We start from the raw sequence: 22208 nt of genomic DNA on the forward strand, positions 1-22208 counted from the left end.
ATGGGGCGTATAGGTTACTTTTTTCTTTATTTAGCTTTAGGTATTGTTGCTGTTTTTCAAATCTTTCCCATTGTCTGGCTGTTTCTATTCTCATTAAAAGACAATCGTGAAATTTTTGCAGGTTCTCCTTTTGCACTTCCAGAAGCAATTAAATGGGAAAACTATTTAGCTGTATGGGAAGGTGGAATTGGTCTATATTTCTTTAACAGTGTGTGGATTACAGGTGTATCGATTGCAATAACATTACTAGTAGGAAGTATGGCTGTCTTTGTTATTACAAGAATGCATTGGAAATTAAGTAAGCTAGTATTGGGACTCTTCATGGTTGGGTTAATGATTCCAATTCACTCTTCACTTATTCCGCTTTTCAGTATGTTTTTGAACCTAAACTTAATAAATAACCCTTGGTCGATTGTATTAACGTATACGGCATATAACTTGCCGATTACAATGATGATCTTACTTGGATTCTATACAACTCTTCCAAAGGAAATCGAAGAAGCAGCCATTATTGATGGAGCTTCATTACATCGATTGTTTTTCAGAATTATTATACCGATCTCAACACCGATTTTATCGACTACAGCGATTATTAACATGATCTACAACTGGAATGAGTTTGTCTTTGTTAATACGTTTATTAGCTCTGATAAGTATAAAACGTTAACAGTCGGGATTCAGAACTTTGTTGGTCAATATATGACTGACTGGGGAGCAATTGGTGCTACTTTAATTATTAGTGTTCTTCCAATCCTAATTGCCTTCTTATTCTTTAGTAACAAAATTGTTGAAGGTATTTCTTCTAGTGCGGTTAAAGGATAAAAAAAACCACCTCGCCCTTAAAAGGGATCAGGTGGTCGTATCAGGGGCTTTCTTTTTATCGATTTTGTTAAAGGCATCAAGTGCAAACCACATTGTGATAAAGCAATAGAAGCTTGCCCCAAATGCCAGCCCCAAAGCAGGTATGGCAGAGACGATAAAATAAAATGCTCCTAAACTAATAAAAATCAAAAATGTATGCATGGGACTCACTAACATCATTAAGAAGGCATTTTTGAAAATCTGACTTACTTTCAGATCGAAGTGAACATACGTTGGAAAAATGTAAAAAAGCAATATGATAAATAAAAGGAACCCTGCAAGTAACGGTGCGTACGTCCAAGTAAGAAGCTCACCGATGTTTGCTTGGAGAAAGAAAATGTTGAAAATGAATATAAGGGAAACCATATAAACGATTACACCAAGACGGTTGCTTTTAAAAAACTCACTTTTATAGTATTGCCAGAAGGATTTAAAAACGGGTAAATCAGAGTTTCCTTTTAGCCATTGTCGAATCAAAGAAAACATTGCGATTGTGGCCGGGAAAAGTCCTAACAGAATTCCACCGACTAAACTAAAAAAGACCCATAGTATATTTATGTAGGCAAACCGTGTAATCCATTCTAAAATGCTGTATAACGCACGACTCATTAATGTACCTCCTTAGTAAACACATATATTTAGTATAAAGGGTTCTAACTAAATTATCATAATATATTTCCAATTAGTTTGTCCATCAGATGAACTAACTAGTTGAAACAGGTTGGTTACTCTCTCACTTAATGGCTATTTAAATATTCAGGCAGTACTTATAAAAGCTGAGGCTGGAGGAGATAAGGGATGAAATATGTAATCGGGGTAGACTTGGGAACAAGTGCAGTTAAAATTTTGCTTGTTAATCAGAATGGTGAAGTGACAAAGGAAGTATCAAAAGAGTATGCCTTAATTCAAGAAAAATCGGGTTATAGTGAACAGAAGCCAGATGACTGGGTCGACCAAACAATTGCAGGTCTGACAGATTTGTTAAAGGATTTCAACGGCGACAATCATCAGATTGAGGGAATTAGTTTTTCCGGGCAAATGCATGGGCTTGTGTTATTAGATGATAATAATGAACCTTTGCGTAATGCAATCTTATGGAATGATACCCGCACAACTGCTGAATGTGAAGATATCTATAATCGTGTTGGTGAAGCACGCTTACTTGAGTTAACGAAGAACCCGGCACTAGAGGGGTTTACTTTACCCAAAATTTTATGGGTGAAAAAGCACGAACCGGATACTTTTTCGAAAGCTAAAACCTTTGTATTACCTAAGGACTATGTTCGTTTAAAGCTTACAGGGAAACTTCATATGGATTATTCAGACGCAGCAGGAACTTTGCTCTTAAATGTTGCCGAGCAAAAATGGAGTAAAGAAATCTGTGATCTATTTGATTTAGGAGCTGAGTTTTGCCCGCCATTAGTAGGATCTCATGAAAGAGTGGGAACACTTCTTTCAGAACTAGCAGAACGAACTGGTTTGTCCGCTGATACGCTTGTGTTTGCAGGTGGAGCTGATAATGCGTGTGGAGCGATTGGGGCTGGAATCCTTGAAGAGGGTAAGACATTAGCTAGCATCGGAACATCTGGTGTTATCTTATCCTATGAAGCAAGTGAGGATAAGGACTTTAAAGGTACCGTTCATTATTTTAACCACGGTGCACCGGATGCATATTATACGATGGGTGTGACACTTTCTGCAGGTCACAGTTTAAGCTGGTTTAAGAATGTATTTGCTAAAGAGGAAGACTTTTATGACCTACTAGCAGGTATCGATTCAGTCAATCCTGGTGCCAATGGACTTCTATTTACACCTTACCTAGTTGGAGAGCGAACGCCTCATGTTGATTCAACGATTAGAGGTAGTTTCATCGGAATGGATAGTTCGCATGAACGTAAGGATTTTGTTCGTGCGGTAATTGAAGGCATTACATTTTCGTTAAATGAATCAGTTGAAATTTTCCGCGATCATGGAAAGACAATTGATACGGTTGTTTCTATTGGCGGTGGAGCGAAAAATGAAACATGGCTGCAGATTCAAGCAGATGTGTTCAATGCGAAAATCGTCAAGCTTTCAAGTGAACAAGGGCCAGGAATGGGTGCAGCTATGCTTGCAGCATTTGGATGTGGTTGGTTTGAAACGCTGACAGATTGTGCCGATGCGTTCTTAAAGGTAGAGAAGGAATATCTTCCTAACGCAGAACATGTCCAGACATATAAGGAGCTTTTCCAGCTCTATCAAAATGTGTATAAGCAAACCAAAGAACTAAATCAAGATCTGGTCAAATTCAGAAAATAAACTTATAATATTAGCTTTTTAGCTTGTCGACAAGGTCTCAATAACGAGATCGTCGACAAGCTTTTTTTGTAATAGTGACATAGAACTTAATAAATTTCGGTTGATTACCAAAATATTCAACTAGACAAATTTCGACAAAATAATACTTTTCTCGCGGTGTTTTTGATATTATTAAAGTAAGCATTTTCAGGGATAGATAGGTAATAGATTTGAAAATACTTTACTTAAATAAGAGAGGAAAGAAAAGAATGAAATCAATTAAGACAAGGATGCTCGTTTTATTTACAGGACTTATATTATTAACGGTTATTGGTGTCGGGGGCTTGTCTTTATATTCTAGCACTGAAACATTACGTCATGAAGCCAATAAAGGAATTCAGAGTGCAGCGGTTGAAGGCTCTAAACTTATTGAGGCATATTTGCTTCAGCAGAAGGCTTATATGGAGGCATTAGCGACTAATCCAGTACTTATGGATGAATCGGTTCCGTTTGAAGAAAAGGTTGCCTTCTTTGAAAGAGAAGCTGAAAGATTTGGGTACGATTCGTATACGGTCGGTAATGTAGCAGGGGATGCTCAAACAATGAATGCAGATGGAGCTACATTCAATATGGCTGAATTTCCGCAATACCAACAAACATTAGCAGGGGAATCGGTGGTTTCTGATGTCGTAATCATTGAGGAAAAACCATATTTAGTCTATTCAGCACCGATTACTGAGGGAAATGAAGTTGTTGGAGTATTAATGGGAACTAGACCTGCAAATATGTTGAATGAGGTAACTGGAAATATCGTGTATGGTGATAATGAATCAACGAGAGTATTCATTACTAATCGTGCTGGAACATATCAGGCACACCCTGAAGCAGTTCTAGTCGACATGCAGTTGAATTTACTAGAATTAGCGAACCCTGAAGAAGTTGAAGAACTAGAAGAACTTCCTGAAGCCGAGGGTGAACAGCCAGCAGAGGATACTTCGGTAGAGGAATTGGCCAAATTATTTGAAGATCATATTAGCAAAGGTGAAACGGGATACGGAACACACACGTTTGCTGGTGTTGACATATTAGTTGGTTATGCACCTATCCCTGGAACAGATTGGGTAATGGGAATTGAAATAGACGAGGATGAGATCTTTTCATCATTAAATCAATTACGAATGGGGTTAATGATTGTTACGGTCTTCTTCTTATTACTCGGGATTGTGATTACGTATTTCGTGAGTAACTCAATCAGTAAACCTTTAGTAGCTGTATCAAAAGAGATAAATAAATTATCAAATTATGACTTAACCAAGACTGAGGATGCTAAATTACAAAAGTATACAAAACGAAAAGATGAGGTCGGACAAATTACACATGCATTAGAACAAATGCGTGAGAGCTTTGGTCAACTTATCAATTCGACTGGGGATATTGCAGGCCAAGTTTCTGCATCATCGGAGCAGTTAACAGCGACTAGTCAACAGGCAGTTAGTGCAGCCGAAGAAGTAGCTAACACGATCGATGAGATTGCTTCAGGTGCAACAGGACAAGCAAAGGATACCGAAAAAGGAGCTGCACAAATTCTTGAGCTAGGCAATTTAATTGAGCAGGATCAGAAGTATGTGGCGAGTCTTGTTGAATCAACAGATAATGTAAGTGTATTAAAGGATGAAGGATTAGATAGTTTAAAAGAATTAATTGAAAAAACAAGTACAAACACAAAATCAATCAAAGAAATTAAGGAAATTATACTGACAACGAATGCTAGTGCAGAGAAGATTGCATCAGCAAGTCAGATGATCAAAAGTATTTCTGAGCAGACAAATCTCCTAGCATTAAATGCGGCGATTGAGGCAGCAAGAGCTGGAGAAGCTGGAAAAGGGTTTGCTGTTGTTGCGGATGAGGTTCGTAAGCTTGCAGAGCAATCAAATGAGTTTACTGAAGACATTGTGAAGATCATACAGGAATTAACGATGAAAACGGAAAATGCAGTAAGCACAATGGACCTTGTTGATGAAAATACAACATCGCAAGTGAAGAGTCTTGAGTCTACAAATACAAAGTTTGTTGGAATTGCCGAAGCTATTCAAACAATGACAGAGGCGATGTCACGTATTACAGATTCTGGTCAAGACATGCAAGTGAAAAAAGATGAATTAATTTCTTTAATAGATAATCTTTCTGCAATTGCCGAGGAAAATGCGGCAAGCACTGAAGAAGCCTCTGCATCAGTTGAAGAACAAACTGCTTCGATGAATGAGCTTGCAACATCAAGCGAGGAATTAGCAAAGCTAGCGGAGAAAATGCAAGAAAGTATCTCTAAGTTTAAAATTTAGTTGAAAGATAGCTTAAAGCCGTCTTACCTTTAGGGTAAGGCGGTTTTTTAGTTAATAGAAATAGATCTTATAGTGGGAAATTAGAGAAAGTATTTTTTTCACTCTCTGCTCATATGAATCTAAGACGAAGAGTCGACTGAAACGTTGCTTTTATCAGATTCAAGGACGCAGCAATGGGTGGATTTATTATCATTCGAACTATGTTAGAATAAATTAGAAAATTACTTTCTTAGCTATCGAAGAAGAACCTTTTAAGTCATTAATTATGAAGGCGTTATCAAAATGATAGATTGCTGTTAAAAGGGAGGAAGCCATGACTATTGGAGAGCCTTGTAGAGTGATGATAGTAGATGATGAGACATTAATTAGACAGGGAATTAAACATTACTTTAACTGGGAAGAGGAAGGCTTTCTGATTGTCGGTGAGGCTGCCAATGGTCAGGAGGCACTTGAAATTATTGAGGAGATTCAGCCGCATATTTTGATTACTGATATTGTGATGCCAATTATGGACGGCGAAGAACTAACGAAAATAGTTAAGGGGAAATATCCACATATTGAGATTGTTGTGCTTAGTAGTTTTGGAGAATTTGAATACGTACGATCGAGCTTTCAGAATGGAGTCGTTGACTATATTCTCAAACCAAAGCTAAATGCTGAAAATTTACTAGCGGTCTTACGAATGGCGGCGAAAAGGATTCCTCACCTTCAATTGTCAAAAAAAAGTGCAGGGGTAGCGTTATCTGTTGATCAACTATTAGATAAGCTAATTGCAGGATTCGAGATTGATGAACATATCGAGGCGATTAAAATGCATTTTCCTCGGGAAGCCTATTTGTTAGTTGGAATCACCATATGTCAGAAAAGTAGCAAGGAGAAGGGTGTTAAGGATTTAGCTCAATCAATTTTTTCAGAGAAATTGAATCATATTTATTATCCTATTAGATCAGAAAAGAAAACCGATGTTTTTTTATTGAATATAGATAAGGCCAACTATTCTAGAATTGTTGCTAGTTTAGAGGGGGATTCTGATAAGCAACCGGAATATCGCTTTTTAGTAACAGAAATGTTTGATCAAATTACAGAGGTAGGCAAGGTTTACAAAGAAAGTTTATTGCAGCTCATGGACTATCATTTTTATTTCCCAGAAAAAAAGCTAGTATTACAAACAGAAATATTACCTGCTTCAAAGCCATCCGTTCATTTTAATTTAGAGTTACTAACAGAGGAGCTCAAAAGAGAACGGTTTGCTTCAGCGTTTCAGTATGTACGTGAACATGGAAAACATTTATCGACATGCTTCACAGTCGATGTTCAGGAATTCAAGTCGAGTTTTAACAATATTATCTTTACTATTACAATCCTTTTAAGGAATATCGGCTACGATGTGAAGCAATTAGAGATTGATAAGTATTCGCATATGGCACTAATAGAAGAAGCGAGTCATGCAAGGGAAGTGCTTAGACTGCTTGATTTATTTTTAGATAAGGCACTGAATTGTGTTGAGGGGCAGCAGCTTAATAATCCGGATCGTAATATGAAAGAGCTATTAGATTATATTTCTGAGCATTATATGGAACCAATTACATTAACGAGTGTTGCTAAGCATTTTCACTTCAATCCTTCCTATCTATCAAGCTATTTCACTAGTCATAATAAAGAGGGCTTCAATGAGTATGTTAATAAACTTAGAATTGAGGCAGCGACCCAAAAGCTAAGAATAAGTTCTGCATCAATATCAGAAATAAGTGCACAGGTAGGCTATGCAGATCATAGCTACTTCTGTAAGGTATTTAAAAAAATGACCGGTTACTCGCCGAGTCAGTATCGCAGAAAACAGTTGAAGTAGGAATGCATTATGAAGTTAATAATAGATAGTTTAAAATATAACGGTTTGTTTATTAAGCTCTTTTTACTTACTTTTGTCATTATTATTTCAGTTTCGGTGACGATAACTATGACTACTCTAAGACTATCAGAACAATTATTTATTGATACCTTTAGCATTACAAATGAAAAGGTACTTGATCAAATTATAGGTAACTTTGAATCTTATAACTATTCGATTATTCGGTCTGCAAATCATTTACAGCAAAGTGGGACAATGAGGACGATGCTATCTCGTCAGCATACGAACTTTGATTTGATGAATGCATACTACCATATGAGTACGCAAATGGATTTAGTGAAATCAAATTTTGAAAGATATGATATGGGAATTATGATGACGGGTGTTAACGCTGTTACCTATTCTAGCGACCGATCCTACTGGCCTTTCACTGATGAGGAGTGGTTAGAACATCCAATCATAGAAGATACATTAGCAGAGCCAAGGTGGCTTCATTATCAAACCTATCACACGGAGGATGAACAAATTATCGTTGCATCGAAAGCCTTAATGGAACGAATATCAGGGACGATTTATGGGACGGTTCACTTTGCAATGAACGAAATTGACTTTCGGAGGTTCTATCTCAACTTTACAAGTCCAGGAAACGATGTCTATCTACTTGATCAATATGGTCAAGTCGTTTCAAGTAACGTCGTTGAACGTATCGGTCAGACAAATAAGGAGTTACTCGAGGCGGCTTCAACGATAGAGAATTCGTCTAAACCGTATATAAATATGGAGGCTATGGGTGAGGAGCAGATTGTGTTAACAGAATACCTACCCTATTTTGATATGTATTTAGTTAATACAATTAATCGGGATGTGGTAAGTGCTGCTGTCATTGATAAAAAAAGCATCGCGATCTTTAGTATTGGGACTGTGCTTTTAGCAATGGTTATTGTGTTTTTTATCTCAAGGAAGCTAACTAATTCCCTTTCTTCTTTAGTGAAACAAATTGGTAATGCATCGAAACATAATTTCCATCAATATGTTTCGGTAAATGGTGCATATGAAACACGTCAAATTGGTATTGCATTTAATGCCATGCTTGATGAATTACATGAGTATGTAGAACAGGTAATGTCCTCCCAGAAGAAACAAAGAAATGCGGAATTAGCTGCATTGCAGCAACAGATTAATCCTCACTTTTTGTATAATACACTCACTTCTATTACATTCATGGTTCAACAAGGAAGTAAGGATGACGCAGTCGAAACCATTCATTCCCTCATTTCCTTACTACAAAATACGATTGGAAATGTGGATGAGATTGTAACGGTTGAACAGGAATTAGACAATGTAGCGAACTACGTATTAATTAATCAAAAAAGATATGGCGATCGGATCAAAGTAAATTACTTTGTTGCTCCAGACTGTGTTTCATATCATGTTCCAAAGCTCATTCTTCAACCATTTGTAGAAAATGCATTTTTCCATGGCTTTAATAAAAAAGCGAGCGGATCTATTCATATTATGGTGTGGAGCGAAAGTGATACGTTAATTTGTGAAGTAGTTGATAATGGCGATGGAATTCCGCGAACGAACGAGCAAACACTTCCACAAACCAAAAGAAAATCACAGCATTTTTCAGGCATTGGCATCAGAAATGTTCATGATCGTATTCAATTGCTATACGGAGAAAGGTATGGATTGGAAATTGAAAGTAATGAAGGTCAAGGAACAAAGGTCCGAATGACATTACCTTTAATAAAAGAGCGTGTGTAAAAAAGGTACGCTATAAGACTTGCAATGGCTTTGTTGGCTACTCGAGTTTAGGACATAACTAAAATAACTAACTGAAATACCGAACAAAGAAATCACGTAGCGAAGTATATTTCAGAGCGGTTTATGACCGCAAACTCGTTGTTCGGATCTTCTATTAGTTAAATCACTTTTGTCCCAGCCTCTATAAAAGAATTAAAATGACAAAAACCTAAAAATAATACCAATTTGTTTTTTCAAGAGAAAGAAACGTATAAAAATAACACAAAAGAATGAAAAGATAATCCTAACTCTCAAAAACATGCAGATGGTAACATGAGCTTGTAAGTAAGAAAACGCTTACAAAATAGAAAATTACTAAAACATAGGGGGATTATGATGAGAAAATTTATTATCACATTGTTTTTAGTAAGCCTGATGCTACTTGCTGCATGTTCTGGAGGTGACTCTGGGAGTTCAAGTGAGGCAAATGGTGGGGGAACGGATGAGGGCTCTGGGGGAAGTGCAGAGGGAGTAACAGTATGGGCTTGGGATCCTAACTTTAACATTAAAGCGATGGACTTAGCCAAAGAAACCTATGCCGCGGAGAATCCTGATCTAGAAATTAACATTATAGAATATGCTCAGGATGATATTATTCAAAAGCTTAATACGAGCTTAAGCTCGGGTTCAACAAGTGGTTTGCCACATATTGTTCTAATTGAGGATTATCGTGCACAAAGCTTCTTGCAAGCATATCCTGGATCATTTCACCCGATAACAGGTGCTTATAATACAGATGATTTTGCACAATACAAGATTACACCAACTAGTCTTGATGGAGAAAATTATGGCTTGCCATTTGATACAGGTGTTGGCGGGTTATATGTCAGAACGGACTATTTAAGTGAGGCTGGTTACTCGGTAGAGGATTTACAGGATCTCGATTGGAATCAGTTTATCGATATTGCGAGAGATGTAAAGGAAGCAACTGGAAAGCATATGCTTTCAATTGATCCGAATGACCTTGGTTTGTTAAGAATGATGATTCAGACGGCTGGATTCTGGTATGTAGAAGAGGATGGATCAACACCTCATCTTGCTGAAAACGAAGCAATTAAAGTAGGATTTGAAGTGTTTAAAACATTAATTACAGAAGACTTAGCAAAACCAATTTCAGACTGGAGCCAATTTTTAGCCAGCTTTAATAGTGGAGATGTTGCTTCTGCTCCAACTGGAAACTGGATTACACCATCGATTAAATCAGAAGAATCGCAATCAGGTAAATGGGCTGTCGTTCCATTTCCAAGTTTGCCTGGTTTCCCTGAATCTGTGAATGCAACGAACTTAGGTGGAAGCTCTTGGTATGTTCTTAATATCGATGGAAAAGAAGATGCAACAGACTTCTTAGCAAAGACATTTGGATCGAATACTGAATTATATCAAGATTTATTTGCTGAGATTGGTGCGATGGGTACGTATCTTCCTGTTTCAGAAAGTGATGCGTATCAAGTAGAGGATGAGTTCTTTGGCGGTCAAGCAATCTACTCTGACTTTTCAAACTGGTCAGAAGAAATTCCACAGGTTAATTTTGGAATGCACACATATGCCATTGAAGACATTCTAGTTGTTGAAATGCAAAACTATTTGAATGGTAAAGAGGTTGAGCAGGCGTTGGCCGATGCACAAACTCAAGCAGAGGCACAAATCAAATAAAGACGGGGTTAGCCGTTTTGAAATGAGAAGCTTTGGAAACTCGCCGACTTCGCCATTCCCATTGAGGGACCGGTTACAGGTGAAGTTTCCAAGCTTTTTCTATAGATCTTATGAATTACCTAACAACTAGTGTTACTGATTGATTATCGTTTTAAAGAGATGACCGTAAGGGAGTGAGGTTCACGTGGAAACAGTAAAGACAGTCCCGCAAAAGTCTATGACTACAAATAAGCGACCTAAAAGGCGAGGAAGCAGTCTCCGCTTTAAAAATGGTCTAATTGGATGGTCCTTCGTCCTAATCTCTGTTGTACTAATCTCAGTATTTTATTTTTATCCAATGGCATCGGCCTTGCTTTTATCATTTCAAACAGGGACAGGAAGAAATCTTTCATATATTGGTTTTGATAACTATATTCGGTTATTTAGTGATCCGACCTTCATCACAGCGGTTAAGAACACAGTCATTTATTTATTAGTACAAGTGCCGGTGATGATTTTCTTAGCTCTATTAATATCGGTGCTATTAAATGATAAGAAGCTGATGGCCAAGGGGTGGTTTCGTACAGCAATCTTCCTACCCTGTGTTACCTCTCTTGTCGCTTACTCGGTCATTTTCAAGTATTTGTTTGGTACCGATGGCTTAATTAATGTGATGCTGATGAATATGTCGCTTGTTTCACAGCCGATTCAGTGGCTAACAGATCCGTTTTGGGCCAAGGTAACCATTATTATTGCAATTACATGGAGGTGGACTGGTTATAACATGATTTTCTATCTTTCCTCCCTGCAGAACATTGATAATTCAATTTACGAAGCGGCGAAGATAGATGGAGCTTCCGTTGTACAACAGTTCTTTAAAATAACGATTCCGATGTTAAAGCCAATTATTTTGTTTACGTCAATTACTTCAACGATTGGAACTCTTCAATTGTTTGACGAGGTCATGAATATTACAGGTGGGGGACCGGGGAATTCGACATTAACCATTTCTCAGTATATTTACAATCTGTCGTTTAAATATACGCCAGATTTCGGTTATGCATCGACTGTGTCTTATGCCATCGTGGTTTTGATCGTATTTTTCTCAATATTACAGTTCAGAGTAGCGGGTGATAAAAATGCGTAGAGTGAAGCGATTACTCATATATTTAATACTGTCAACGATCTCAATCGTATCGATCTTTCCATTTTTGTGGATGATTATAAGTGCTACAAATAAATCGGTAGATGTAACACAAGGAAGATTGCTGCCAGGTACACACTTAGGGCAGAACCTTGAAAACCTACTAGAGACAGTGAATCTCATTCCTGCCTTAGTCAACTCTGCTCAAATCTCTATTTCAACAACGATTTTGTCTTTATTAATTGCTTCACTTGCGGGGTATGGCTTTCAAATCTATCAAAGTAAAGCGAAGGACATCGTATTTAATATTCTATTATTGTCGATGATGATTCCATTTGCTGCATTAATGGTACCCTTGTTCCGGATGTTCGGTACGCTCTCACAGCGCATACCATTTATCGGAATTGATACGATACCAGCTGTGATTTTACCGACCTTAACAACAGCGTTTCTCATTTTCTTCTTTAGACAGTCGACGAAGATGTTCCCTAAAGAATTAATAGAAGCTGGGAGAATTGATGGACTATCAGAGTTAGGGGTTTTCTTCCGTATTTATGTTCCAACAATGAAAACGACGTATTCAGCTGCGGCGATTATTACGTTCATGGCAAGCTGGAACAATTATTTATGGCCCCTTGTTGTATTACAGTCACCAGAGAATCAAACAATTCCATTACTGATTTCCAACTTAGGCTCAAGTTATACTCCGGATTTCGGTATGATTATGACAGCAATCGTTATTGCGACATTACCAACAGCTCTTGTTTTCTTTTTGATGCAGAAGCATTTTGTTGCAGGAATGATGGGTTCAGTGAAGGGCTAGATGATTTTTAGAGATAGAGAGGAAGGAAGTAGAGAATGACAATGACACCGACATTGAAATGGCTTTCTGATCCGAGTGTGTTTGCTGTAAATCGTCTTCAAGCACATTCAGATCATTATTACTATGAAACGATAAGAGAAGCAGAGAAAAAGGTTAAGATGGCTTTACGACATGATTTAAATGGAAATTGGAAGTTTCACTACTCCTTAAGTCCAGTTGAACGCCCAAAAGATTTTTACAAGTTAGATTACCATTGTGCTGGCTGGCAGGATATTCACGTACCTGGTCATATGCAATTACAGGGTTATGGAAAGCCGCAGTATGCGAATACGATGTACCCATGGGATGGTCATCACCATCTGAGGCCACCGGAAGTGTCGGCAGAGGATAATCCAGTAGGTAGCTATGTAACCTATTTTCATCTTCCAGAAAAGATGAGCGGTAGACCTGTGTATATTTCGTTTCAAGGAGTAGAATCTGCTTTCTTCCTCTGGTTAAATGGACGATTTATCGGCTATAGCGAAGATAGTTTTACACCAGCTGATTTTGACCTGACTCCATTTTTACAGGAAGGAGAGAATAAGCTTGCTGTAGAGGTGTATCAAAGGAGTACAGGTAGCTGGTTGGAGGATCAGGATTTCTGGAGATTTTCAGGTATTTTTAGGGATGTGTATTTATACACAGTGCCAGAGATCCATCTTTTTGATGTAGACATTCGAACAGAGCTAAATGATACGTATAATCATGCTGTGTTAAAAGGGGAATTGACTAGTTTAAATGAGATTCCATCTGGTGCTAGTTTGGTCGCAGAGTTACGTGATCAGGAGGGTCAGTTCATTTCTAGGTCAACTGCAACGATAGAGAGTGAGCGAAATTGGTCATTATCGGTAAGCGTGGAGAATCCGGAGCTGTGGAGTGCAGAAAATCCATATCTGTATATGCTCTATCTAAAGGTCTACAATGCGACTGGCTCATTAGTCGAGTGTATCCCACAAACGATTGGCTTTCGCCGATTTGAAATGATTAATAAAATAATGTGTCTGAATGGCAAGCGGATACTATTTAAAGGTGTAAACCGTCATGAATTTAATTGTCGTCATGGTCGCGCTGTGACGAAAGAGGATATGCTCTGGGATATAAAAGCATTAAAGCAAAACAATATTAATGCCGTGCGAACCTCTCATTACCCTAATCAGAGCTATTGGTATGAGCTATGTGATCAATATGGTGTATATGTTATTGATGAAATGAATTTAGAGACACATGGATCGTGGCAGAAAATGGGTAAGGTTGAGCCATCATGGAATATCCCTGGAAATCTACCTGAGTGGCAGGATATCGTAATGGACCGGGCGATTTCAATGTATGAACGCGATAAAAATCACCCATCGATCCTGATCTGGTCTTGCGGAAATGAATCCTATGCCGGGGATGTCATCCTTAATTGTAGTAAGTATTTTAAGGAGGTAGATCCGGGAAGACTTGTTCATTATGAAGGGGTCTTTTATGATCGACGCTATGAAGCGACAAGTGATATGGAAAGTAGAATGTACGCCAAGCCAGCGGATATTGTCCAATACCTCGAGTCCGCTCCTTCTAAGCCATATATTAGCTGCGAGTATATGCATGCAATGGGGAATTCAGTTGGTGGAATGTATAAGTATACTGATCTAGAAGAGAAATATCCTATGTATCAAGGTGGGTTCATCTGGGATTATATTGACCAGGCGTTGATGAAGCAAAATAGATATGGGGAAGAGTTTCTTGCATATGGAGGAGACTTTGAGGATCGTCCAACTGATTATTTCTTCTGCACGAATGGAATTGTCACAGCTGATCGGAAACTTTCTCCAAAAATGCAGGAAGTGAAGTTCCTCTATCAAAATGTGAAGCTCAAAGTCGATAGGCAGGGAACTACGATCAAAAATGATCATTTGTTTTTAAATACAAGTGAGTATGCCCTTGAATATGATCTACTTGTAAATGGTATGATCTGTTACCAAACAAAACAGCAATCGATAGATGTTGCCCCAGGTGAACATGGAAGAATAGAGTTTGAGTTTCCAGATGAAGTATTTATTGAAAATGGTAGAGAATACTGCATCCATGTCCGCTTAGTTTTGAGGAAGGATCAACGATGGGCGGAAGCAGGGCATGAGGTGGCGTTTGGCCAATATGTTTTTTCAGAAGGAAAGAAACGTACCTCTATAGATACCGTAGGTCCACAAGCAAAGGTAAAGGTAGTCGAAGGTGATGTGAATATTGGTATACATGGAAAGGACTTTGGCATTCTATTCTCTAAGCAGGCCGGCACGCTTGTATCGCTAAATTATGGTGGTAGAGAAATGATTGCTGTACCACCTTCACCATTGTTCTGGAGAGCGACTACTGATAATGATAAAGGATATTCACAAGCTTTCCATTCTGGTGCTTGGTATACAGCTAGTATTGCTCGTAGATGTGTAGACATTCATTTGGAGCAGGGGGAAGACCGAGTAAAGGTTGAATTCACGTACCAATTTTCGATAAGTGATGAATTGTTAGTAAAGATTGCCTATCATGTACTCTCTGACGGTAGTATGCACGTTCGTTCAATATATAGTGGAGCTGATAGTCTTCCGCAGCTACCGATATTTGCTTTATCATTTAAGGTTCCCGCTGAATATGAAAAGCTAAAATGGTATGCAATGGGTCCAAAGGAGAACTATTCAGATCGTTTGGCTGGAGCAAGGCTTGGTATTTTTGAAAATACGGCAAGAGATAACGTCTCTCCTTATGTTATGCCACAGGAATCAGGTAACCGGACAGGTGTAAGAAGTCTCGAGGTAACAAATCAGATGGGAAATGGTATTAAGATTTCTGCGATCGATACACCAGTGGAATGCACTGTTTCTCCCTATACCGCATTTGAGTTAGAGAATGCTAATCATCATTACGAATTGCCGAATGTTCACTATACAGTTTTGACAATTGCGGGAAAACAAATGGGTGTCGGTGGTGATGATAGTTGGGGTGCACCTGTTCATGACGAACATCTGATCAAGGCAGATGGGATGATTGAGTTTAAGTTTAGGATTTCACGGATATAAATTTATTTTTTGAGGCTGGTTTTTAATTAATCTAAGCAGAAGATCATTGTTCCTTAGGGTTCATGAATTTCTGCTTTTTTTATGGAATTAAAACAAGTTGTTGAATTTTGTTTCATTTGAATGTGTATGAACAAATCGTTTTTAAATATGTAGTGATTGATTCGTTTACCAGTAATTTCAGATAGAAGTGAATATTCATTTTCCGATATAAAATAGGGATTTCATTTTGAGAGGTGGAACTGAGTGAAAAGGGGGGAGGTAAAAAGGTCTGGTAAAAAAACTTAGTTTACATCGGATAGCCAACTGTGATGAACATCACAGTTTTTTCAATGGAATGCCGTTAAAATGATGAAGAAACTGTGAGCAATAGTAATAAACCTTAAAAGACATCTAGGAGGAAAGATCATCATGAACGTATTTTCACCAATTATTTCTTTAATGAATCGACTTAAGTATTTCGGTAAATTCAGTGTGATCGGAGGACTTTTTGCTATCCCGATTGCTGTTATGATGTATATGCTTTTGACAGATATTAATAAAAATTTAAGTGTGTTAGAAGAACGGCAAGATGGAGCAGCCTATAATCTGCTTTTAAAAGATTTACTACAGGATGTCCAGCAACATAGGGCTTTATCGGTCGGCTTCATTGGTGGTAATGCTTCATATGAAGCACAAATGGAAGAGAAGCAAATGGAGGCTACTGAAATCATTCAGAAAATTGATGCCAATCATAGTGCTAAAGGGCAAGGTAGTGAGGAGTGGAATCAATTAAAAGGAAATTGGGAGGAGATTGTTTCAAGTGTGAAAAGTCTCTCAGCTAGTGACGCTACACTTGTCCATATTGAGTATATTGGTTCATTGTTATCCTATATGGCTGAAGTTGGGGATCAGTCCAACATGATGGTTGCAGAAACAAATGAAGGAATGTATCTTGCTAAGAGTACGATCCATACTTTACCAAATTTAACGGAAAGGTTGGGACAACTTCGTGCCTATGGGATGCAGGCGGTGACCTCTGGTGAAATGACTGAGGAACTAAGAGGAGAAATTGTTTCAATTAATACATTGATCAATGAGTCCTTAGAAACGATTAAATATGAAGTAGATGTGATGACGGAAGATCCGGTGTTGCAACAATCATTAAGTGAAATTGCCAAAAATGCTGGTACAAGTACCAACTCCTTTTTAAGTACACTTGACTCCGAGGTGCTTCAAGCATCAACTATTTCACTGAGTTCGGACGAGTTTTATAATCTGGCTACTGATACAATCAATAAAACGTTTGAGTTATACGATGAAGGAGTCAATCAGTTAGTTGAGCGAATGGATAGTCAGGTAAATGAACTAGAAATGAATCGTGTTGTAGTTATTTCATTAATCGTTGTTATCTTTTTATTAGTTATCTACGGATTTATCGGTTTCTACCTATCAATTAGAAATAATATTATTAAATTAAAAAGTGTTGCAGTAGGTGTTGCTGAAGGTGATCTAACACAAGAAGTTTCATTGAATACAAAGGATGAAATGAACGATATTGAGGTAGCCTTCAATGATATGATTGGTAGTTTGCGACGTTTGGTCAATCAAATTAATAGTAATGCCGATCAAGTAGCCGCATCATCAGAGCAATTGACTGCAAGTTCAGAACAAACAACAATGGCAACTGAACATGTTGCAGCGTCTATTCAGCTTGTCTCGAGTGGGGCTGAAAAGCAAATGAGTGGAATAAGCGAGAGTTCAAAGGCTCTAGAAGAGATTGCTATAGGTGTTCAACGAATTGCAGAAAATAGTAGCAGTGTTTCAGAACTCACAGTACAAACAGCAGAGCTAGCAGATGAAGGTGCTAAGTCAATCGAATTGAATGTGAACCAGATGAACAGCATTTATGCTTCTGCTACGGAATCTAGTCAAATTATTAAAGCTTTATATGATAGTTCACAAGAAATCGGTAAAATTCTAGATGTCATTAAAGGAATAGCGGATCAGACGAATCTGCTTGCATTAAATGCTTCAATTGAAGCAGCTAGAGCCGGAGAGCATGGGAAAGGATTTGCTGTAGTTGCAGATGAGGTCAGAAAATTAGCTGAACAATCTCAAGCGTCATCACTACAGATTGCTGATTTAATTAAAGGGATTCAAATAGATACTGAGAAGTCAGTTGAAGTAATGAAAGGTGTAACGACAAATGTTGATTCAGGTTTGACAATTTCTAAGCAAGCAGCTGACAAATTCGTTCAGATCGTAAAAGGAATGAATATTATTACACCTCAAATTGAAGAAGTATCGGTGACGGCTCAACAAATGTCAGCTGGTACTCAGCAGGTTGTAGCAGGTGTTGGAGAAATTGCCACTATTTCTAAAGAGAATGCAGTCACTTCTGATGAAGTTGTAGCATCGACACAGGAACAATTGGCTTCCATGGAAGAGATCTCTGCTTCGGCTAATGCATTAACACAAATGGCCGAGGAATTACAAGAGGTAGTTAAGACCTTTAAGGTATAATCGTCATTTCTAGAGATTTAAGTGAGTTTGGAAACTTACTTAAATCTCTTTTTTGTAAAAATATAGAGGGAAGATAAGACATTAGAAAAAAATTTTAAAAAGATGTTCAGTGACCCCCTAAAAAGGAGACAAGCTCTCGTATAGATAAGTGTAAGAGAGAAAGGCAAAGCCATTGAAAGGTGGCGACGCAAAGCTAAAGGGACTAAGGATTTATTCTATGTTTGCCAGCTACCGTCGTGTAAGCTTCATTCCTTCGGGTATTCTTTCATCAAAAGATCATAGTGGAGGTGAGTAAATGAAAAAGAGAGTGACGGCTTTGTTGTTAGTATGCAGCTTGTTTTTCATGGGGGCTTGCCAAAATGAAAGCACATCTGATAATCAAGTTAATGCTAAGGAATCTACTCAAGAGGAACAAAAGTATTTATTTGAAAGCGAAACGGTTAAGGTGATTGAGACAAACGGATGGAAGGAAAATGAGACTCAATCCGTTGAGGGTAATTTAGTTTTTGAAAATGATCATGTTAAGGCAATTATAAGTGAAGTATCAAACGAAAAGTCTCTCGAAGAAATAAAAGCTGAATTAATCGCTTCACTTGGTAGTGTGGAGCCGATCGATGACTCGGATCAGCATTTCTCGGTTAAGTCGCTGCGAAAAGAAAGTATTCGGACAGATGTTTACCTGAATCGGGGAGAAGAGTATACAGGGATTATCATATTCATGACTCGTAATGATGATTATGAACAAAATAAATCAGCAATAGAAAAGTTTAAAAGTCATGTGGAATTTAACTAGAAAAGGTGGAGATTTGAATGAAAAAGGTAATTGCAGGAGTAGTAGTAGGATTTTTACTCGTAGGGAGCAATGTTTATGGAGCAGAAGATCAAGTGACAGATCCAAATTCAGAACTATATGATGCAACGCGTTTGATCGAAGAGACAGAATATGAACTAACTGAGGAAAACAGCGAGAAGGCATTGCTACAAGATGAATTCGCTGATGACCGTCTAGAGGAAGCTGAAGTTGTGCTTAAAGAGGGTGATCAGGAACTAGCTGAAGAGTTACTAGAAGATTATGATGAGCATGTTCAGCAAATAGAAGAAGACCTTGATGCAGCAAAAGAAGCAGGTGAAGAAACGGCTGAAGTTGAGGAGATTGTGGCTGACAATACTGAAAAGCGTTCTACACAGCTTAAAGCATTATTAGAGCGAGAAGATTTGCCGGAACAGGCGAAAGCAGGAATAGCCAAAGCTTTAGCAAATCAAGAAAAGGCAGCATTGAAACGAGCTGAAGCTCAAGTGAAGGAAGATGAGCTTGAAGAAATAGATGTTGAAGATACAGATGAAAACGAAGAAGAGATAACAGAAAAACTTGAAGATGAAGCAGAAAAGGCTGAGGAAGAGGCCGAAAAAGCCAAAGAAGAAACAGAAGAGGCTCAAGTAAAAGCTGAGAAAAAAGCAGAAAAGGCTCAAGTAAAAGCTGAAGAAAAAGCAGAAAAGGCAAGAGAAAAAGCTGAGGAAAAAGCAGAAAAGGCAAGAGAAAAGGCTGAGGAAAAGGCAGAAAAGGCAAGAGAAAAAGCTGAGGAAAAAGCAGAAAGAGCAAGAGAAAAGGCTGAGGAAGAAGCAGAGAGAGCAAGAGAAAAGGCTGAGGAAGAAGCAGAGGAAGCAAGAGAAAAAGCTGAAGAAGAAGCTGAAGAAGAGGAAGAAACTGAAGAACAAGATAAAGGAAACAAAGGTAGAGGATCAGAAAATAGTAATAGACCATAGTCAATCTAAAGAGAAAGTGACCCTTCCAAAAATTGGGTTGCTTTCTTTTGTTACAAAGTATTTACCCTCAACTACAGATAGCGTACTCTTATTTTTAGAGAGTCTACAAGGAGGGCACCATGAAGGATTTAATACTTAAAAATGCTCTTTGTAAAATAAAAGATGGTGATGATCTAGAACGTGAGCGTGTAATTAGACATTATCAGCCTTATATTCAGAATGTTGTTAGTCATATTTGTAAACGTTATATTAATTGGAGTAGCGATGAAGCGAGTATTGGTCTAATTGCCTTTAATCGTGCCTTAGATACATTTGATAGTGAAAAGGGGCGTACGTTTTTGAACTATGCTTTTTTACTTATTCAACGTGATCTGATAGATTATTTCCGGAAAGAAAATCAGCATTACCAGCTGTCTGCTATGTCTTCTTCAGAAGAGGATAGACGAGAATATAAAGACCAGTCCAAAGCCTCGCTTGAAATATTTAAGCAATCAAAACAAGCCTCATCCCTGGTCGAAGAAATATTAGAACTAGATGAGATTCTACGAAAATTCAGAATATCATTTGAAGAACTTGAAAACCATTGTCCAAAGCATAGTGATACAAGGTTAGGGTTACTGGAAATGGCCAATGCATTTATTGAAAGTCAAGAGTTAGTCGATGAGCTATTCAAGAAATGTCTGCTACCTATTAAAGAATTCACAAGAAAAACAGGGTATCGACCAAAAAATATTGAACGTCATCGGAAATACTTAATTACGATTATTGTAATTAAGTTAAATCCAGAATGGACTCATCTTTCGACTTTCATAGCGGGTGGAACTGGGAGTGTGAAAAAATGATTAAACAGCGAATTGAAGGCGTTATTATCAAGGTGACTGATAATCAATGTGTTGTTTTAAGTGATGATGGGACGTTTCAAAACGTACCGTTAGAGAACAATGAATATCCACTAATAGGTGAACGGATTACCTATCAAAAGAAAACGACTTCATCCTTCCCTTTCAAAATGATGGTGTTAGTCGCCTCTCTTTTTGTAACGAGCTTATTAACTTACAGTCTTTTTTATAATAATCATGAACCGCATTATGTTGCGGTTATAGATATTAATCCAAGCATTGAAATTTTTTTGGATCAGGATTATCGTGTGCTTGACGTAGTTCCGTTAAATTCTGATGCAAGTAAACTGATGGAATCGATCGAAACTGAAGATAGTGACTTGTATACCATGGTAGCAAACATTGTTACCAATTCAATCGCAAAGGGGTATTTAAAAGAGGACGAGAACGGTATTTTAAACGCTAGTATTATAGACCTGAAAAATGAGAGTGAGCAACCCTCTGTTGAACATCTAAGTGAAACGATTAATGAACAGTTATTGAGTAATAATATTTCAGCTGATGTACAGGTTTTTAGTGAGGGAAAGGATTTTTACGATCAGGCAAACAGCGAGGATGTATCGGTTAATAAATACAGAATGTTTCAAATTTTGAAGAGTAAAGGGATAGCGGAGGAGCTAGTTCAAGTACAAGGGAAGTCGGTCAAACAACTACAAGAGATGATTGTGAATAGTGTTGAATCAAATTCGTCGTCAAATAAGCATGACCCTTCTAAATCAGCAGATCAGATTCAAGATCCTATTGATGAAGATACGACTCCTATACAGGATCCAAAAAATAGTAGTGAGAAGAAAAATGAGGCCCCAGGTCAAGTAGAAAAGGAAAATGCAAAACAAGCAGTTGATAAAGACCAGGTAAAGACACCGGTGTTAAAGCAACCAAAGGAAAAGGATCTACCGGCAGGAAAACAAGAGAAACAGAAACAAGAGAAACAAGAGAAACAGAAGCAAGAGTCTGAAAAAAAGGAAACAAAGAAGCCCGATGCACCATCTGATGCGAAGAAAAATGCAGATAAGCAAGACCTATTAGAAGATGAACCGGATGAACAGAAAGAAGAACGTAATGAAAAAAGGAATAATGAAGCAAAAGAAACTCAGGAATCAGTCCCAGACCATGTGGAGGAAAAGAAAAAGGATGGCAAAGATCAAGCTAATTCTAATTCGAATGAACCATAAAACCCGCCTTATTTGTTCCTAGAAGGTATTTCCATTATAATGAGTGGA

The 22208-nt window shown here is 37.9% G+C and carries 15 protein-coding genes and 1 riboswitch; of the genes, 14 read left to right on the forward strand and 1 reads right to left on the reverse strand.

All coding sequences use genetic code 11. The features are described from left to right. Positions 1-822, forward strand: coding sequence for a carbohydrate ABC transporter permease (locus J7W16_RS18115; protein WP_210598899.1), 822 nt, complete (start codon positions 1-3; stop codon positions 820-822). A gap of 27 nt (positions 823-849) precedes the next feature. Here J7W16_RS18115 and J7W16_RS18120 read toward each other — a convergent pair whose 3' ends face one another. Continuing rightward, positions 850-1470 carry a YesL family protein gene (locus J7W16_RS18120; RefSeq protein WP_210598900.1) on the reverse strand — a complete coding sequence of 207 codons (621 nt, stop codon included), beginning with the start codon at positions 1468-1470 and terminating at the stop codon, positions 850-852. Between the two features lie 189 nt (positions 1471-1659). On the opposite strand from J7W16_RS18120, the gene xylB reads away from it, so the two are divergent. The 13 genes from xylB to J7W16_RS18185 all read left to right on the forward strand — a co-directional run bounded on the left by xylB (position 1660) and on the right by J7W16_RS18185 (position 22160). After that, the gene (xylB, locus tag J7W16_RS18125; protein WP_210598901.1) at positions 1660-3159 is read left to right on the forward strand and encodes a xylulokinase; all 1500 of its coding nucleotides are present in this window, start codon (positions 1660-1662) and stop codon (positions 3157-3159) included. A gap of 248 nt (positions 3160-3407) precedes the next feature. Further along, positions 3408-5477, forward strand: coding sequence for a methyl-accepting chemotaxis protein (locus tag J7W16_RS22650; protein WP_210598902.1), 2070 nt, complete (start codon positions 3408-3410; stop codon positions 5475-5477). Positions 5478-5790: 313 nt separating this feature from the next. Beyond that, the gene (locus tag J7W16_RS18135) at positions 5791-7326 is read left to right on the forward strand and encodes a response regulator transcription factor (RefSeq protein ID WP_210598903.1); all 1536 of its coding nucleotides are present in this window, start codon (positions 5791-5793) and stop codon (positions 7324-7326) included. Between the two features lie 9 nt (positions 7327-7335). After that, complete coding sequence (locus tag J7W16_RS18140) at positions 7336-9093, forward strand: sensor histidine kinase (RefSeq protein ID WP_210598904.1); 1758 nt, start codon at positions 7336-7338, stop codon at positions 9091-9093. Between the two features lie 375 nt (positions 9094-9468). Continuing rightward, positions 9469-10785 (forward strand): ABC transporter substrate-binding protein, encoded by a 1317-nt coding sequence (locus J7W16_RS18145; RefSeq protein WP_210598905.1) that lies wholly within the window; start codon positions 9469-9471, stop codon positions 10783-10785. 217 nt (positions 10786-11002) lie between these two features. Further along, positions 11003-11911 (forward strand): carbohydrate ABC transporter permease, encoded by a 909-nt coding sequence (locus J7W16_RS18150; protein WP_210598930.1) that lies wholly within the window; start codon positions 11003-11005, stop codon positions 11909-11911. Continuing rightward, positions 11904-12731: a carbohydrate ABC transporter permease gene (locus J7W16_RS18155; protein ID WP_210598906.1), complete on the forward strand. Its 828-nt coding sequence runs from the start codon at positions 11904-11906 to the stop codon at positions 12729-12731. The genes J7W16_RS18150 and J7W16_RS18155 overlap by 8 nt, the downstream gene beginning before the upstream one ends. Before the next feature lie 35 nt (positions 12732-12766). Continuing rightward, positions 12767-15820 (forward strand): beta-galactosidase, LacZ type, encoded by a 3054-nt coding sequence (gene lacZ, locus J7W16_RS18160; RefSeq protein WP_210598907.1) that lies wholly within the window; start codon positions 12767-12769, stop codon positions 15818-15820. A 408-nt stretch (positions 15821-16228) separates the two neighbouring features. Next, positions 16229-18322 carry a methyl-accepting chemotaxis protein gene (locus J7W16_RS22655; RefSeq protein ID WP_210598908.1) on the forward strand — a complete coding sequence of 698 codons (2094 nt, stop codon included), beginning with the start codon at positions 16229-16231 and terminating at the stop codon, positions 18320-18322. Positions 18323-18474: 152 nt separating this feature from the next. Further along, positions 18475-18558, forward strand: a riboswitch (cyclic di-GMP riboswitch). 59 nt (positions 18559-18617) lie between these two features. After that, positions 18618-19115, forward strand: coding sequence for a hypothetical protein (locus tag J7W16_RS18170; RefSeq protein WP_210598909.1), 498 nt, complete (start codon positions 18618-18620; stop codon positions 19113-19115). A 17-nt stretch (positions 19116-19132) separates the two neighbouring features. Beyond that, a complete protein-coding gene (locus tag J7W16_RS18175) occupies positions 19133-20086 on the forward strand; it encodes a DUF5667 domain-containing protein (RefSeq protein ID WP_210598910.1) in 954 nt (317 codons plus the stop codon). A 119-nt stretch (positions 20087-20205) separates the two neighbouring features. After that, entirely contained in the window at positions 20206-20928 is a 723-nt protein-coding gene (gene sigI, locus J7W16_RS18180) for an RNA polymerase sigma-I factor (RefSeq protein ID WP_210598911.1), read from the forward strand. Beyond that, on the forward strand, positions 20925-22160 hold the full coding sequence (locus J7W16_RS18185; RefSeq protein ID WP_210598912.1) for an anti-sigma-I factor RsgI family protein: 1236 nt from the start codon (positions 20925-20927) through the stop codon (positions 22158-22160). The genes sigI and J7W16_RS18185 overlap by 4 nt, the downstream gene beginning before the upstream one ends. Positions 22161-22208 lie beyond the last annotated feature (48 nt).

This window comes from Halalkalibacter suaedae (assembly GCF_017939705.1).
In the GTDB taxonomy this organism is placed as follows: Bacteria; Bacillota; Bacilli; order Bacillales; family Bacillaceae_D; genus Halalkalibacter; species Halalkalibacter suaedae.